The organism is Paraburkholderia pallida (assembly GCF_004524855.1).
Lineage (GTDB): Bacteria > Pseudomonadota > Gammaproteobacteria > Burkholderiales > Burkholderiaceae > Paraburkholderia > Paraburkholderia oxyphila.
In genome coordinates this window covers 557,471-573,097 of record NZ_CP038149.1, presented here as the reverse complement: position 1 = coordinate 573,097, position 15,627 = coordinate 557,471, and the positions used below count along the sequence as shown (strand labels likewise).

The following is a 15,627-nucleotide window of genomic DNA, read 5'->3' as shown; positions in this document are numbered from 1 at the left end:
CGCTATCGCGACTCTGAGAGGCGATATACGCGCCTCGCATTGCCCTCGAACATCGCCGCTCGCTCGGCAGGTGCGTAGGCACCGATCAGCACAGCATAGTCGGCCCAGAGGCTTGCATACGACCTGGCGAGACGCTCGAGCGGGAAGTTGCTTCCGAAGAGACAGCGCGATGGACTGAACAGGTCGACTGCTCGCTCGACGAACGGACGCACGCGCTCGATCGTCCACTGCCTGTCGAACATGCCGAATCCGGAAATCTTGAGGACTGTGTTGGGCAGAGCCGCAAGCAGGGCGAGACCATCGCGCCACTGTCCCGTCAGTTCTGGTGATTGCAGCGGCGGCAGCCCCGCATGGTCGACGATGAAGGTAATGCCCGGACGACTGCGAATGACCTGCACGGCGTCGCTCACCTGGCTCGGGTAGATCTGCAGATCGAATGAAAGACCGTGGCGTTCGATCTGCGTGAGACCCGCGCACCAGGCGGGATCGCGCAGCAGGTTCGGATACAGGTCCGGATACCGCCCGGCCTGATTGAGCATCTGGCGCACGCCACGCACCCGGACATGACGACACTGCGCCTCGAGCTCGGATGACAATGCGGGACTCGCCAGATCGGCGTAGGCGATCACCGCATCGGGCAAACCTCGCGAAAGCGCCCGATCTTCCGCTATGGCTTCCAGCCAGGCTGTTTCGTCGATGTTGTTCCGGACATCAATCCCCGCCTGGACGTGCACGGCACCCACCAGCTCAAGGCCGCGCGCATCCTCGAGGAAGTCCCCGACGCAATAGCTCTTGTGTTGAGGTGCCGTGTCACCGGCAAGGCGCTTGTGCGGATCGGTCATCCACGGGTAAGCGTAGCGATCGAGATCCCAGAGGTGAAAGTGCGCGTCGACGAATCGCATCGTGTGTCCTGCTCAGACGGAAGGCTTGCGTGCGCGTTTGCGCCCTGCTTCTCCAAGCCAGGGGTCTAGCGCCAGCACGTGGGAGATCATGAGGCGACGCGCCTGCTCGGCGTCTCCCGCAATGATCGCCTCACCGATCTTGCGGTGCACGTTGTTGACGCGAAGCGCCGCGTGTTCACGAGAGTCTTCCGGGGTAGTCTGCTGTTCGGTGAGGTCGACCATGCACCGCACGAACAACTGGATGACGGGGTTTGCACACATCTCGGCCACGTGGACATGAAAGCTCTTCGCATTGAGATGCGACGCCTCGACTTCGCCTTTCTCGATCTCGAGGTACTGCGCCAGTTCGCGCCGCTGCGTAGGACTGGCCTCGACTGCCGCGGTTGCGGCGGCGTAGCCTTCGATCAGCCCGCGGACATCGAGCAGCTGTTTCGAGTCCACCCCGACGAATGAAAGGTAGAGCGCGATCGCCCGCACGGCAGCTTCTGAATCCGGCTGCATGACCACTAGCCCACCGCCCGGGCCCGGCCTCATGCGCGCGACCATGTGCACCTCCAGAAGGCGCACGGCTTCCCGGAATGCCGCACGGCTGATGCCGTAGCGTTCCAGCAGCACGGCCTCACTGCCCAGCACGCGTCCAACCGGCCAGCCCAAAGCCACGATGTCGGCCTCGATCTGCGCCGCAACTTCTTCGGCCAGCTTGCCCTCGCTTCTCACATCACGGTGCCTGCGCAATGCGATGGGCACCTTGTCACGGGCAGGAGGCTTCTGGGAGGGCATGATGGTGGCGAACTGTGGCAGCGTCTGGGCGAGCGTCGTGGGGGCGGATTGTAGCACCGTCAGGCTGCGCGACGAGACCCGCCCAACCCAAGGCGATTCTTCGCGACGATGCCCGTCATTACCTCGGTCGTCCCCCCTCCGATGCTTTCGGTCATCGTCTGCCGCCAGAGCAGTTCGATTCCTTCTTCGTCAAGAAGAATACCCGGCCCGCCCAACTCCATCGCAGCACGTGCAATGTTCTGGATGGCACGTGCGTGGACCAGCTTGTTCGCGGCCGCCTCCGCCGAAGCGGCCCAACCTCGCTCGACGGCCTCGACCACGCGCAGCGACTGCACCTCTGCTTCAAGCACATCGAGGTAGAGCTCGTCCAGTCGCCTGCGAACCAGGGGATCGCCAGCGAGGCCGTTCGCACGGACCCACTCGCGTACATCCTCGTGGTCGCGGCGCACACGGCCGCACAGGAACTGAACATGACGCTCGTCCGCAAGCGAAGCGGCCATCATGGCCCATGCGCCATTCTCCGGCCCGACACGGCAATCCGCGGGCACCACGACCTCGTCGAAGAAGATCTCCGTGAAGTGGTTACCATCCATCAACCGTATCGGTCGGATCTTCACACCGGGCGCCTTCGTATCGACGATCAGCAGCGATAGACCGGCACTGCGCGAGCCCGCAGGCCCGGTGCGACAGAGCAGCCACAGGTAGTCACAGTGATGGGCCCTGGAGTTCCAGCACTTGTTCCCATTGACGACGTAGTGGCCGTCGCGCAGTTCTGCCGTGCATCGCAACCCGGTGAGGTCCGATCCCGCCTCGGGTTCGGAATAGGCCAGGGCAAAGGTGATGTCGTAGCGGCGAATCCGATCCAGCCACGCGGCCTTTTGCTCGACCGTGCCGTAGCGAATGATGGTCTTGGCGACCACACCGATGCTCAGCGGAATGCGCGCCGCGCGCCTGTAGGCAATCTCGTTCCACAGCACGTACTCTTCGATCGGAGGACGGGCCAGTCCCCCCACCTCCTCGGGCCATGCGAGCGCGAGCCAATTGCGCGCAGCCATGGCCTTGTAGAAGGCGGTCAGTTCACGCTCGCCATCCGAGACAAGGTGCTTGTGCAGGTGCGCATAGGGCGCAAGAAAGCTGCGAACATCGTCGCGAAAGGCTTGCGTCTTCTCGTCTAGTTCCAACTGCACAGGACCTCCGCAGTTCCCGATTCGATCAAGAGCGCCGACGCACCCGTTGAAAAGTCCCTGTCACTCACGTCGTGCCAGGCATCCCGGTCAGACGGAGCCTGGACAGACCACTGCTGGATGCGGCGCGACTGCCAGAAGACCGGTCCGTCGGCTACTGCACCCGCAGCGCCGAAGACCTGATGCGTGGCGAACGCGGCCTGGCGTGCGGCCCTGGATGCCGAGAGTCTCGCGCTCAGGCAGAGACGCTCGAACCCGGCCCGCCGGTGCTGCACATGCACGGCCGCCGACCGGATCAACATTTGCGCCGATTCCAGTGCGACGACCGCTTGCGCAAGCGGGAATGCGACGCCCTGGAACGCGCCGATCAGTTGACCGAACTGTCGTCGCGTGTTCGCGTGGGAAGCAGCAGTGTCGATCAAGCCCAACCCTGCACCGACCAGTTGCGCGCCGATGACAATATCGTACCACCAGCGCGCCTCCGAAAAGGGGCCGAGATCGGTCTGCTCCGTTGACGTAACACGCGCCCAGTGTTCGCCACCGAGCGTCTCCACAGAATCGCATGCGCTGATCGAAAGCAACGTCGCGCGACCTCCAGCCAAACCGACGAACACGTCCGCCTTCATGCCCCAGGGCATGAGCGGCGCGACGCCCATTGATACGACACGTTCGCCCTCGGCCACTCCATGGGCCACTTCTGCTGGCAAGACGCGCATCGCAGCAACTGTCGCGGCGAAGGGCCCCGGGAACCCGGTACGACCGATTTCCTCCGCAGCGACAACGAGTGTCAACAAGGCGTCGTCGCCACCGTCTGCGCCGGCCAGAGACAAGACACCCAGCGAAGCCAGTTCTCGCCACAGGCCTGGCGAGTATCCGTCCAGGGGTCCATCGGCGAACGTCATGCGGTCCTTGCACAGCCGACGTACGGCGTCCGCAACCATGACCTGTTCCGCGTCGATCGAGAGAGAGATGTTGCTCATGCTGCCCACAATTGGTCCGCCGCGGCCCGTGCCTGTGCACTGGGGCCACCGAGTTCCCCCTGAAGCGCCTTCAGGCGATACGTCCAGAGGTGGAGGTGACATTCGTTCGTGATGCCCATTGCGCCATGGAACTGGTGTGCGTCGTAGTGGACCCGCGCCGCCGCTTGCTGCGCATACGCCGCGGCGAGCGCAGCGTCGGCTGGATCGCCGCTCCACGCCGCCCGACGCGCGAGCCACTGGGTGCTCTCGACCAGCACGGCACACTCGGAAAGACGATGCTGGATGGCCTGGTAGGACCCGATGGCACGCCCGAACTGGCGACGCTGCTTGACGTACTCGACCGTGAGATCCAGCGCAACGCGCGCCACGGCTCCGATCTCGACCGCCAGCGCGACCCGCCACCACTGGCGCATCACGTCAGCGGACGCGTCGACGGGCCTCGCCTTCTCGACATCAATCTGCGCCACCTTGCCGAAGGGATAGGCGAAGGGTGTATCGACCGGCTCGACCTGGCAGGTCCTCAGGTCGACAACACGCACGACGTCACCGCAATCCAGCAGTGCACTGCCCCGGGCGTCAACGAATCGACTCGCGCCGAGTAGCGGCAATGACAGCAGTGCGACAGGGCGGGTCAGCAGCATGTCAGGCACCACGTGCGGCACCACAAGCGCAGTGGCCCCGATCTCGATAGAGTACGGCGCGCGCGCCACGGCCTCTACGACCAGCGCTGATTCGACGGCGCCCATCCCTTCCGTGCGCCCGACGTCCAGGTAGCCCGCGTCGAGCAGGTCTCGCTCCAGGTCCGATCCCGGCAACCAGATGTCCGTCGAGCCGGGCGGAATGGCGGCGTGCCGCGATACCAGCTGCTCGATGCCTTCTTGCAGGAGTCTCTGGTCCTGCGTGAGTTCCAGGTTCATGTGCGCACCACCATGTCAGATTCGCGCGGAAGCTCAAGGTGATTTCGCGCGACAAGGTTCAACTGGATTTCTGCCGAACCGGCCGCGATGCCTGTCGAGCCCGCCCGCTTGTAAGCTGCAGCCAGCAAGGGATCGTCGTTGGCCATGAGCCGTTCATGCAGGTAGTCGCCGATGAACTCCGCGACGAGACGGTCAGCACTGACCATGGCATAGCGCGCGATGTTCGTGATCGAACTCGGTGGTCGACCCGCGAATCGTTCTCCAACCACGCGCAGGCAGAGACTGCGCGCGGCATCGATCGCGGCCCGGGCTATGCCTGCGCGCGCTCGCACGACACCGTCGCCCGAGTGCCCATCCATGGACAGCAGCATCATCGCGTGGTCGAGTGCACGCTGCGTCAACGCATATCGTGGCGCACCGATCCGCTCGTTGAGCAAGACATGGCGCGCGATCTCCCAGCCCTGGCCCTCCTCGCCCAGCAAGGCCGCGTGTGGCAACTCGACATCATCGAAGAACATCTCGTGAACCGATCGTTCACCCATGAAGGACTTGATGACCCGAACGTCGATGCCCGGGCGGCGCATGTCCATCAGGAACACACTGATGCCCGCGTAGCGCTCCGGAGACGTTCGCACGAGCATGAAGCACTTGTCCGCCAGACTTGCGCCCGATGTCCAGATCTTCGACCCGTTGAGGATGTAGCCTCGGTCGGTGCGTCGCGCGGACGTCCTGATCGCCGCCAGGTCGGAGCCCGCCGAGGGCTCCGAAAAGCCCTGACACCAGATCTCGGTGCCTGCGACAATCGGATCGATGTGCTCGTGTATCTGCGCTTCGGTCCCGAACTTCAGGATGGCCGGCCCGGCCCAGTTGACGTTCATGTACTGGTAGCTGCGCGGTTCGCCGGCGGCAAACATTTCTTCGCCGAGGATCCAATGATGAAAGGCGTCGAGGCCTTGGCCACCCACCTCGCGAGGCCAATGGGGAATCAACAGGCCCTCTGATGCCAGCATCGGGCAGAAGCGCCTGGAGAACTCGGACACGTAGGCGGAACCCGTGTCCAGTCGTGACTTCTGTTCCCAGTCCGCAGGCAGGTTCTCCGCCAGGATCGATCTCAATCGGGCACGAAAGCCGCGATGCCCGGCAGTCCATTCGAAGTTCATATCGAGTTTCCTTTACGCGCCGTGACGGTATCGCCCGACGTTGATGGCCTGGTTGCGGCAGCGTGGGAGGCGCGCAGTCGGATCTTGCTGACCTTGCCGGTGGGTAGTCGGGGCAGTTCAGTCACGAACGAGACGCCTTTCGGGCACTTGTAGTGCGCGATGCGTGCACGACAGAACTCGATCAGGTCCGATGCACTGAGCGCACGGTCACGTCGCAACACGATGACCGCATGCACCACCTCGCCCCAATAAGCATCCGGCACGCCAATGACGGCGGCCTCTTCGACGCCTTCGTGGCTTTCGAGCGCATCCTCAACTTCCCGGCAGTAGATGTTCTCGCCGCCGGAGATGATCATGTCTTTCTTCCGATCGACGAGAAAGAGAAACTCCTCTTCGTCGAGATAGCCGATATCCCCGGTGTGATACCACCCGTCGCGCACCGCCTCGGCTGTCGCCACGGAATTGTTCCAGTACAAGCGGAACTGAGTGTCCGATTTCACGCAGACCTCACCCGGCACCCCCGGCGGACATGGATGGCCCTCGTCGTCCACAACGCGCAACTCTCCCCCGTCAGCGACTTGCCCGACAGAGCCCAGTCGACGGACCTGAACTGCAGTTCCTTCGAGGTGGTGCTGATGCGGGAAGAGCACGGTGCCGTTCGTCTCCGTCATGCCGTAGCTGTTGATGAAGACGCTCCCAAATGCAGCAAGGCCACGACGAAGGAGCGGCACAGGCATCGGCGCCGCCGCATACAGTATTCCTCGCACGCTGGAGATGTCGTGTTGCGAGAACTCCGGATGGTCCATCACCGCCTGGAACATCGTAGGCGCAAGGTGCATGTGAGAGATGCGACTTCTGGCAATCTCACGCAACACCTCGCCGGCCTCGAACTTTCGGTGAATGACGACAGTCGCCCGGCGAAGGAACGCCGCAACCTGCTGGCTCCTCGCTCCGCCGTGGAAAAAGGGCATCGTTACCAGGATGCTCGAATCTCCGCGCAGGCCCAGCGCAGCCGCGATCTGTTCAGCCATACGTGACTGACCGTAGTGCGACCTGACGGCACCCTTGGGTCTCCCGGTCGTTCCGCTGGTGTAGATGAGTTGGCAATAGTCTTCCCGACTTGCGCGAAACGGCGCGCCTTGCTCATCGCCGCTCGCCACGAACTCCTCGTAGCCATGCGCCCAGGAATTCGCTGCACCAATGCACACGTAGATCGTCGCGTCGCCGAGTCTCGCCCGCAGCGCATCGACAGTCTCCCGATACTGCTCTTCGAACACGACGACACGTGGCGCGGTGTCGCTCAGGACGAATGCAATCTCCTCCACCGCAAGACGGTAGTTGACCGTCGCGGTCACGAACCCGAAGACATCGCCAGCGCCGTACACCTCCACGAACTCAGGCCGGTTCATGGACAGGACGGAGATCCGATCCTGGTGACGTACCCCGACGCGATGCAGGGCTGCACCGAGCTTTCGAACGCGAAGCGCATGTTCGCGGTACGTGATCTTCCGGCCTTCGAAGACGATGGCCACCCCCTCGGGACAGAGGCGGGAGCTTCGATCGATGACGTTTCCTGGCAGTAGCACGGCAGACTCGCTCATCAGTTTTGATTGAATCAAGTATACTTATTTATCGAGGTGCACCAACACGGGTTTACGCGTAACTCAACTTTTCTGGAGACAAGACATGGACTACACGAAGTACAAGACGATCGACGTGAAAGTGGAAAACGGCATTGCCACGTTGATGCTCAATCGTCCCGAAATGCTCAACGCGATCGTCGGCATCGGAGATGCCGTCAGCCATCGAGAGCTGGAAGATGTGTGGCTGGAACTTGCTGAGGATTCCGAAGTTCGTGTGATCATCCTGACGGGTGCAGGCCGCGCGTTCTCGGCGGGCGGAAACCTGAAGGCCATGGCCGGCCGCTTTGGCAAGCCGGAGGGTTGGGCCACGGCGCTCGGAGCGACGGGCTGGGCACCGCGAATGCTGTCGAACATCCTCACGGTCCCGCAGCCCATCGTCGCCGCAGTGAATGGCGACTGCATGGGACTCGGGGCAACGGTTGCCTTGTTCTGCGATACGGTGGTGATGTCACAAACGGGACGCATCGGCGACACGCACGTCAAGGTCGGCCTGGTTGCCGGCGACGGCGGCAGCATTATCTGGCCACTGCTGATCGGGGTCGCGCGCGCCAAGGACTTCCTGATGCGCGGGAAGATCGTCGACGGAATCGAAGCCGAGCGCATCGGCCTGGTGAGCTACGCCGTGCCGGCAGAGCAGGTCCTTTCCGCCGCGGGGTCGATCGCGCAAGAGCTCGCAGCACTTCCCCCGCTCGCGGTGCGCTGGACGAAGCGCTCGATCAACCAGACGCTGCGTGAAGAGTTCACCAAGAAGATCGACGCGGCGATCGCGCTCGAGTCGCTGTCCATGATGTCCCAGGATCACGGCAGCGCAGCGCAGGGCCTGCTCAACAAGGTGCGACCGACGTTCGCAGGCAAGTAGTCCACGCGCAGCAATAGCACGCGCACCGTCGATCCGACTCGTCCATATGGACGATCCCATACTGGTGCGCCAATCGATACTTCACCTCAATCAACCTGGGCATCGGAGATATGAAGATTCTTGTTCCAGTCAAGCGGGTCGCGGACTACAACGTGAAGGTGCGGGTCAAGAGCGATGACAACGGTGTCGACATCGCCAGCGTCAAGATGTCGATGAACCCGTTCGACGAAATCACGGTGGGAAAGGCGGTGCGCCTGAAGAAGAAGGCCATCGCGCATCGGCGACGTGTATTTCAATGGCCTGCCAGGGGATTACTACCGAGATCCCCTCGGAAGCCCAACGATAAACCGAAGCGAAGCCGCCGCATTTTCGCGGGGGTGCTGCTGGCCGCCGTGCTGGCGCCGCTCGCTGGCCCATCCTGGGCCGCAACGCCAGCCAAAGCGATACCACTAGTAGCGCCGTCGCCGATCGGCGGGGCCAACGGCATGGGCTTCGGCCCTGACGGGAAACTCTACGTAGGTGCAGTCATGAGCCAGGGCATCTTCCGTGTCGATCTCGACACGCGTGCGATTACGCAGATCGAACGCGGACCGAGCGGCGGAGCGGACGATATGGTGTTTCTGCCCGACGGCACACTGCTGTGGGCGGCGTTCATGGAGGGCGAGCTCATGAAGCGTGATCCGCGCGGCCGAGTGAGCGTCGTCGCGTCCAACCTGCCCGGCATCGACGGCATCGGTTTCCGCCGCACCGATGGGCGCCTTTTCGTCAGCCAGTGCTTCTCCGGCGATGCGCTCTGGGAGGTCGATCCGACTGGCGCCAAGCCGCCACGTAAAATCTTGAGTAACCTCGATTGCTTAAATGGCTTCGATTTCGGCAGTGATGGAAAGCTCTACGGGCCGTCCTGGTTCGGCGGAAAGATCGTGCGAATTGATCCTGATCGGCCAGCCGTTGAAACCGTGGTCGACGGACTCAACACGCCAGCGGCAGTCAAGTTTGGCCCGAACGGAAAGCTTTATGCGGTGCTCGCAGGCGACGGACGCCTGCTCGAGATCGACGTCGCTACGCGTGCCGTTCGGACCGTGGCGCAACTTGGCTCGGGGCTCGACAATTTGCTGCCTTGGGGTGATGACAAAGTGCTTGTCTCCAGTCTCGCCGAAAATTCGGTTGTCTCGGTCACTGCGGCGAGTGGTCAAGTTCAACCCATCGTAGAGGGCCGCATGACGTCTCCGGGTGGCATGGCTGTCTGCCGTGTAGACGGTCGTGATCAAATCTTCGTCGCAGATATCGCGACGCTCAAGATGGTTGATCCAGTAACCGGCGCCATTGTCGAAATTGGGCGCAGCTATCCTTCGAAGGGTGCACTGACCATCAGCCCCATTGTCGCTGCGACAGGAAGTAAGACCGTGATCCTTTCGGATTTCTCTGGAACGGTGCAATGGATCGACATCGCCAGTGGCAAGGTAGCCGGCGCCGTGAAAGGTCTTAGCGCGCCCTACGCCATGGCGGAGTTGCCTGATGGGACGATCGCGGTGGCCGAATACGGCGCGGGACGCATTGGACGCATCGATCCACGGACAAGCACGCTGCTCGCGCCGCTCGCCACCGGTCTCTCTGGCCCCGCGGGACTACTCCTGCTCAGCGATCGAAGGCTGCTTGTCAGTGACGCAAAGAGCGGCACACTTGCTGTGGTGCCAATTGACGGCGGCCCGGTGCGCCGGATTGCCAATGGCTTGAAGACTCCGGAGGGACTCGCGCTTCTGCCGGATGGCCGGGTGGTTCTGGCAGAGGTGGGGGCCAAGCGACTGATTGTTCTCGACCCGTCCGAAAAGTCGCGACCGCAGGTGCTCGCCGAAAACCTGCCGATCGGCCTGCCGCCGCAGAACAGCCTGCCGGCGCCCTTCGTGCCGACCGGTGTTGCGGTTTCAGGTTCATCCGTCTATTTCGGATCGAATGTCGATCGGGGCATCTACAAACTGCCCCTCCCTTCTTCTGTGTCGATGCGCGCCGGGTCCGCGCCAACTTGCGACGTATGGAAATAATCCGGAATGCGGCTAAGGGCGGAATGCGTGCCACCAACGCGGGGCCCGCTTCGGTCACGGCATGGGTGCACAAATTCAGCCCTCAATCGAGGACGCTAACGTGACGTACACCCGCAACTGCCGGGGGTAACGCTGATAACAGCTCGTGTTTCTGCGTACATTCTCGAATTCTTCCGGGAAGATGCGCAGAGACACCACCAAGCGAGCGGGACCAAGGCCAGCTATCGCGTCAAGAACAGGGCGCAGTACAACGCGGGGCTCATCGACCAAGGAGATATGGCGATATGGGATTGATCCAGACTGTTCGCACCACCACTCCTGACGGCGCCTCGCGAGCGTGGACGACCGTGCGTCTACACGGATGCACATGACAACGCGCGAGGCCACACCCCAGGCCTCGATCTATCGATCAGCCCAGGGAGATAACGCTATTCAGGAGCACGCGCACGAGGGTCGCCTGGCGCGTGACGCCGGTCTTCGAAAACACCGCGCGCAAGTGCGCGCGCGCCGTGTTCTTTGATATGCCGAGCTCATCAGCACATTCCTCGAGCGTGGAGCCATTGGCGAGTGTGAGTGCGAGCGACGCCTCGGTGGGAGTGAGATCAAACAGTTTGCGAACGACTTCGTCCGAGGCTTGAGCTTTTCGGTCCGGGTCGCGGATGAACACGGCGCACGCTGGGCGCCGCGCATTGTCTTCGGACCATTCGTTAAAGGCAATCTTGCGAATCAGCAGCCCTAATTTGGCTTTTCCGGAAGGTTGCGTGACCGACATCGCCTGCACCACGCCGGGTGTATTCGTGACGCGATCTGCGAGTGCATACCGGATCAACGCCTGCAACTTCCGGTTTTCCACCGCGTACGCGACTTCAAGCCTGTTGTTCTTGCGGCACACGCCATCTTTTACGGCCAGGATCTCGTTGGCGGTGATGTTGGTCTTCGTGATCGATCCGGTTTCGTCGAGGATAACCATGCCGACCTGCATACGGTCGACGGCGGTCGCATACAGCGCGCGTTCGGACTCGACGACGTCGAACTTCGAGTGCAGGCAGACCGCGCGTTTCAGGTGGGGCAGGAGTGCACCGCAAAGTGCCTTGTCGACCGCCGAAAAGTTGACCGACTGATGGCTGCGGGATATGCGCAGGCGGCACTCGCCGCCGTCGTTCGTACAGAGGTCGGCGCCCATCAGGTAGCCGACGTCATATACATTGTAAAACTGCTGGTAGATTTCACTGCTGCGCCAGACGTTGTCACCGAGCAGTTCGTCGATGGTGCTCATGCGGTGCTCTGGCAAGTCGACGAACGGATCGAGTGCATAGTAGTAGTTGTTATACGAGGCTTCGCCCGGCAATACGGCGCCGCCTTGTTCAGATGCGTGGACCATGAGACCGGCGCGATCGATCGATGGTGGGCGCAGGATGAGCGTCACATAGTTGGCGCCGAGCAGCGTGCGGATCGACTCCAGCGCACTGCCCCAGGGGATGACCTCCAGCGGGCCTTCGTAAATCATCGCCACCAGTTTGCTGAACTGCTCGATTGTCAGCGCCGATGCTTGCAGGAACTCCGTTCCGTCGTAGTGCTCTACCAGCATGTTTCCTGTCTCCTTGTATTGCGGTCCGTCCGCCGCTGGCCACTCGAACGATGCTGCTTTTCTCTGGCGTGAGGCCTTGTTGGTAACGTTGGATTTTTACCAGGCTCTGTTTGCATTTGACGATATGTGTTTACATCCTGGCTTCTGCGTGAGCGGGACACGATGCTTCGAGAAGCAAGCGCTATATCGCCGATGCGAGTGGCAATGTCCCGTTCATTGTTGATCCATGTAATGGCACACAACGGCAAGATCCTTGTCTGTGTGACGGGTGCCGACTATGTGGCAGAGGTAGACCCTCTCACGGGCAACGTTCTACGACGGCTGAAAACTGGCAACGGTCCGCACAACCTGTTCCTGACGCCGGAGCGTAACACGCTGTATGTCACCAACCGCGTTGGCGGCTCGCTGGCAGCACTCGACGCATCCACGCTCGAACTTCGCCGCACCTGGACGGAACTCATGCAATCACGGCGCAGTATTTCCGATCTGGGACATTGTATTCCGCAAAGCTGACTTCGCTGACGAATATCCGCCCACGGGAGACAGGCGTGCACCCGAATCGATGGCCACAGGCGGCTATCTGGCTCAGCAAATTGGAGGGCTGCAATTCTTCGTTCAGGAATGGCGTCGGGCGAACAAGTCGCGGCGGCGCTCATGAGAATGACAAGCTAACGTCGCAGTTCAACTGTAATCTCGCCACGCCGCAGGGATGTGTGCAACCATACTACCGAAGCGGCCGGGCCTGAATACACATCGGCAACAATCCGCGTCCTGCATGTTCGCGTTCGACCTCCTGGCTGCTGTGGTCCGGCTAGCGCCTCACGCTCGAGCTGGCAAGCCCTCAATGCGTCTGCGCGCGCGCCGCCGTCGCGGCGAGATCGCGCCATGCCGGCTGCCCTGACGCGTAGCGCGCGCGAATGTAGCCCGCAAGTTCGGCCATCTGCCGATCGTCGAAACTGTCCTTGAATCCGGGCATTAGCCGAGCCCTTCCGTGGCGGGCTGGTCGATGGCGTGCATCAGCACATGCAGGAGATTGTCGGGGCTCGCCTGGCTCTCCATACGGAAAAGCCGAACGATCATGACGAGGCCTCTGAAGCTTCCAGTTGTACGGCTCCCATAGTGAACGGGAATGTCACCGGCAAACAAGGAAACCGGATCGGTTCATGAGTTGCGAAACCGCCGCAGCCTCCCCGACGCACGCGGCATTCAGCGGGACGCATTCAACACTGGCGCCGCATCAACACGATTACTTCGAAAGACGACATTAGCAAACCGGTGTTTCTCCCCTCACTGGAATGCCTTGCTGAAAACTACGAACGCGCGCGAAATGCCAAGGGTATTCCGGTTCGCCACCGCGAACTGCAGTTTGAACTTCACATTGGCCTTCCAGGAAGGTATGTCATAGGCTATGACGGGCCCCACGCCGGCAGTCACGAGGTGTTTGCCGTCAGGTTTCGCCGGCAGGCCGTCCTGGATATCACCGTCCCACTGTCTGGCGTAGTAGCCGCTCAATCCGGCTTGCCACCTTCCGAACCGCTCCGTGATGGCGCTGTCGATGTCATAGACCGGCCCGCTCGAATAGTTGGTAGCGGAGTTGTGAGACGTGAAATCAAAAAAGACATGGGCACTGAACTCGAGGCCGTCACCAAGGAAATTGGGACCCGTGAGATACGTCACGGCAAAATTCGGTATATAGAAAAAGACGTTGTGCCCCGGCGTTTGCAACTGGGTAGTGTTGTATTTTCCGGTTGGGAAGATCATCGAATACGCCAGCTTGATGGTCAATCCATATGGCAGATCCGATCGCGACGATTTCACATTGCCAAACACCGGACCGATGTATTTACTCCACTCAATCAGGTCCGCGTAAAGATCGCCGAATCCCCTGTAATACTCATGCCTGTTGTCAATAGAAAGATACGCAGCGGTCACGGGAAGTTGTACAGAGGTTCCAACTGTTCCGCCGAACAGATGAAAGGGGTAAACGTAAAGGAGCCCCAAAGCCCCAACCATTTGATCCCCATGAGCCTGGACACTATTCTCTCTGTCTCCATTGTCGCCATACATGTGAGTGGCCAAAGCCGCTCCCGCCACCACGCTTCCATAAAACCCGGTATCCGATGGCAGATAAGCGTTGCGAATATCTGTTCCCCCTACCGGCCCTCCGAAGTAGTTCCCCTCCGACGCGTGAGACCACATTGGAGATGCGGTTACGGCACCCATGAAAATATACGCCAATATCTTTGACAAAATTCGTCTCCTTTAATATAGATTTTTATTTGTGTATAGTCATTCAAATCATTCAACCAGCCAATCTGCTTCTAAATTCATTTGTTCTGCAGTCGAATAGGTAGCGCGACACGAATCGTCGCGCGCAACACACCCTGTTCAAACACACTGATCACGACCGTGCGTGTGCTCAGGTGGCGTCCATCGTCGGGAAAAGACGAAGGCATCACTCTTGCACCCGGTCGGCTACTCGATCGCGATATCAACGCTCGGAAGATCGGCAGTCCACGCTCTCAAATCTCGCCGCCCGCTTTTCCCGGGCTACACACTGAAGCGCTTGATGAACTTCTCAGGCGGCGGGTCGCCCCATTGCGAAATCAGGCCGTCTTCCACCGAAATCAGCGTCGGGGCATTGTGGATATTGAGCCGATCACTGTCGGTCCAATGCTCGTGCATGCGTCCCCACGGATCGGCCCAGTAATCGAAGATCTGGCTACCGAGAAGGTGGCGCCCCACGCCCCACATATGCTCGTACTTGCCCTTTCGCCGCAGGTGGTCCTGGCCCAGGAATACGTCGTCGACATCCTGAACTTCGAAGGACAGATGGTTCAGGCCGGCGTGCGAGTTCTTCACGCAGTAGAAGATGTGATGATCGACAAAATCCTCGCCACGATCGCAACGATTGAATGACGAGGTGACATTGTCCTCGCTACCGGCATAAACCTCGTCGGTGCAGATCAGCCCCAACGTCTTGCGAAACCAGTCCACCGTGCCGCGCAGATCGGGGGTGCCCATGACGCAGTGACCGATACGCTTGACCCGCGCAGCACCGCGTTTGAGACGCACCAGTTCGCCCGCACGATTGAGAGGCTTATCGGCCATGTTCAGCGGAACCCGTTGAACGGGAATGGGCTCAACCGCCTCGATGCCATGGACAACCTCGATCTGGTAGCCGTTAGGTTCCTTGATGCGCACGCGCAAACCGCCGCCTGGCTCGTCGATTGCCTCCACCGCAGAGGCCCCCGGCAGCCGCGCGAGGCGGTGAAGATCCTCCTCGTCGGCGGCATGCCAGGCGAGCCCGACGAAGCCTGGCTCGCCGAGCTCGGTGACGTGAATGTGATGATGAGGATCGGTGCCCCGCATGTACAGCGCGCGGCTCGTTCGCGCTGCCCGCACCATCCCGAAGTCCGTCAGGAACTCCTCCATGACATCCAGATCGGGCGCGCGCAACCGCCCGTACGCTACATCAGTGACTTTGATCGTCGACATGCTCGCCTCCTGTTTCATATTGGCATCAATATTTATGCGTTGTCCGAACCTTGTGGGAGCATAATGGCCCCATCCCA

General features: G+C 61.2%; 12 protein-coding genes and 3 pseudogenes. 4 read left to right on the top strand and 11 right to left on the bottom strand.

The window, feature by feature from the left end; genetic code table 11:
- Nucleotides 1–2: 2 nt before the first annotated feature.
- From E1956_RS17775 to E1956_RS17745, 7 genes are all read right to left on the bottom strand, one after another.
- Nucleotides 3–842, bottom strand: coding sequence for an amidohydrolase family protein (locus tag E1956_RS17775; protein ID WP_232071697.1), 840 nt, complete (start codon nt 840–842; stop codon nt 3–5).
- A 72-nt stretch (nt 843–914) separates the two neighbouring features.
- Nucleotides 915–1,739, bottom strand: coding sequence for a FadR/GntR family transcriptional regulator (locus tag E1956_RS17770; protein WP_134751477.1), 825 nt, complete (start codon nt 1,737–1,739; stop codon nt 915–917).
- 2 nt (nt 1,740–1,741) lie between these two features.
- Nucleotides 1,742–2,863, bottom strand: a complete 1,122-nt coding sequence (locus E1956_RS17765) for an acyl-CoA dehydrogenase family protein (RefSeq protein ID WP_134751475.1) — start codon at nt 2,861–2,863, stop codon at nt 1,742–1,744.
- Nucleotides 2,854–3,846, bottom strand: coding sequence for an acyl-CoA dehydrogenase family protein (locus E1956_RS17760; protein WP_167760056.1), 993 nt, complete (start codon nt 3,844–3,846; stop codon nt 2,854–2,856). Before E1956_RS17760 ends, E1956_RS17765 begins: the two co-directional genes overlap by 10 nt.
- Complete coding sequence (locus tag E1956_RS17755) at nt 3,843–4,763, bottom strand: acyl-CoA dehydrogenase family protein (protein WP_134751471.1); 921 nt, start codon at nt 4,761–4,763, stop codon at nt 3,843–3,845. The genes E1956_RS17760 and E1956_RS17755 overlap by 4 nt, the downstream gene beginning before the upstream one ends.
- Entirely contained in the window at nt 4,760–5,923 is a 1,164-nt protein-coding gene (locus E1956_RS17750) for an acyl-CoA dehydrogenase family protein (protein WP_134751469.1), read from the bottom strand. Before E1956_RS17750 ends, E1956_RS17755 begins: the two co-directional genes overlap by 4 nt.
- Entirely contained in the window at nt 5,920–7,524 is a 1,605-nt protein-coding gene (locus E1956_RS17745) for a class I adenylate-forming enzyme family protein (protein ID WP_134751467.1), read from the bottom strand. The genes E1956_RS17750 and E1956_RS17745 overlap by 4 nt, the downstream gene beginning before the upstream one ends.
- Nucleotides 7,525–7,609: 85 nt before the next feature.
- Between E1956_RS17745 and E1956_RS17740 the strand changes: the two genes are divergently transcribed.
- The 3 genes and pseudogenes from E1956_RS17740 to E1956_RS46860 all read left to right on the top strand — a co-directional run.
- Nucleotides 7,610–8,425, top strand: a complete 816-nt coding sequence (locus E1956_RS17740) for an enoyl-CoA hydratase/isomerase family protein (protein ID WP_134751465.1) — start codon at nt 7,610–7,612, stop codon at nt 8,423–8,425.
- 110 nt (nt 8,426–8,535) lie between these two features.
- A pseudogene (locus E1956_RS46160) lies at nt 8,536–8,700 on the top strand (electron transfer flavoprotein subunit beta/FixA family protein); the annotation flags it as partial.
- A gap of 1,945 nt (nt 8,701–10,645) precedes the next feature.
- A pseudogene (locus E1956_RS46860) lies at nt 10,646–10,830 on the top strand (IS5/IS1182 family transposase); the annotation flags it as partial.
- 43 nt (nt 10,831–10,873) lie between these two features.
- On the opposite strand, the gene E1956_RS17730 reads toward E1956_RS46860, so the two are convergent.
- On the bottom strand, nt 10,874–12,052 hold the full coding sequence (locus E1956_RS17730) for a helix-turn-helix transcriptional regulator (RefSeq protein ID WP_134751460.1): 1,179 nt from the start codon (nt 12,050–12,052) through the stop codon (nt 10,874–10,876).
- 204 nt (nt 12,053–12,256) lie between these two features.
- On the opposite strand from E1956_RS17730, the gene E1956_RS17725 reads away from it, so the two are divergent.
- Entirely contained in the window at nt 12,257–12,565 is a 309-nt protein-coding gene (locus tag E1956_RS17725; RefSeq protein WP_197732890.1) for a YncE family protein, read from the top strand.
- Nucleotides 12,566–12,893: 328 nt separating this feature from the next.
- Here the strand turns inward: E1956_RS17725 and E1956_RS17715 are convergent.
- The 3 genes and pseudogenes from E1956_RS17715 to E1956_RS17705 form a co-directional block, all read right to left on the bottom strand.
- Nucleotides 12,894–13,105 (bottom strand): annotated as a pseudogene (locus E1956_RS17715) (hypothetical protein); the annotation flags it as partial.
- A 234-nt stretch (nt 13,106–13,339) separates the two neighbouring features.
- Nucleotides 13,340–14,302, bottom strand: coding sequence for a SphA family protein (locus tag E1956_RS17710; protein WP_134751458.1), 963 nt, complete (start codon nt 14,300–14,302; stop codon nt 13,340–13,342).
- A 300-nt stretch (nt 14,303–14,602) separates the two neighbouring features.
- Entirely contained in the window at nt 14,603–15,550 is a 948-nt protein-coding gene (locus E1956_RS17705) for a VOC family protein (protein ID WP_134751457.1), read from the bottom strand.
- Nucleotides 15,551–15,627: the final 77 nt, after the last annotated feature.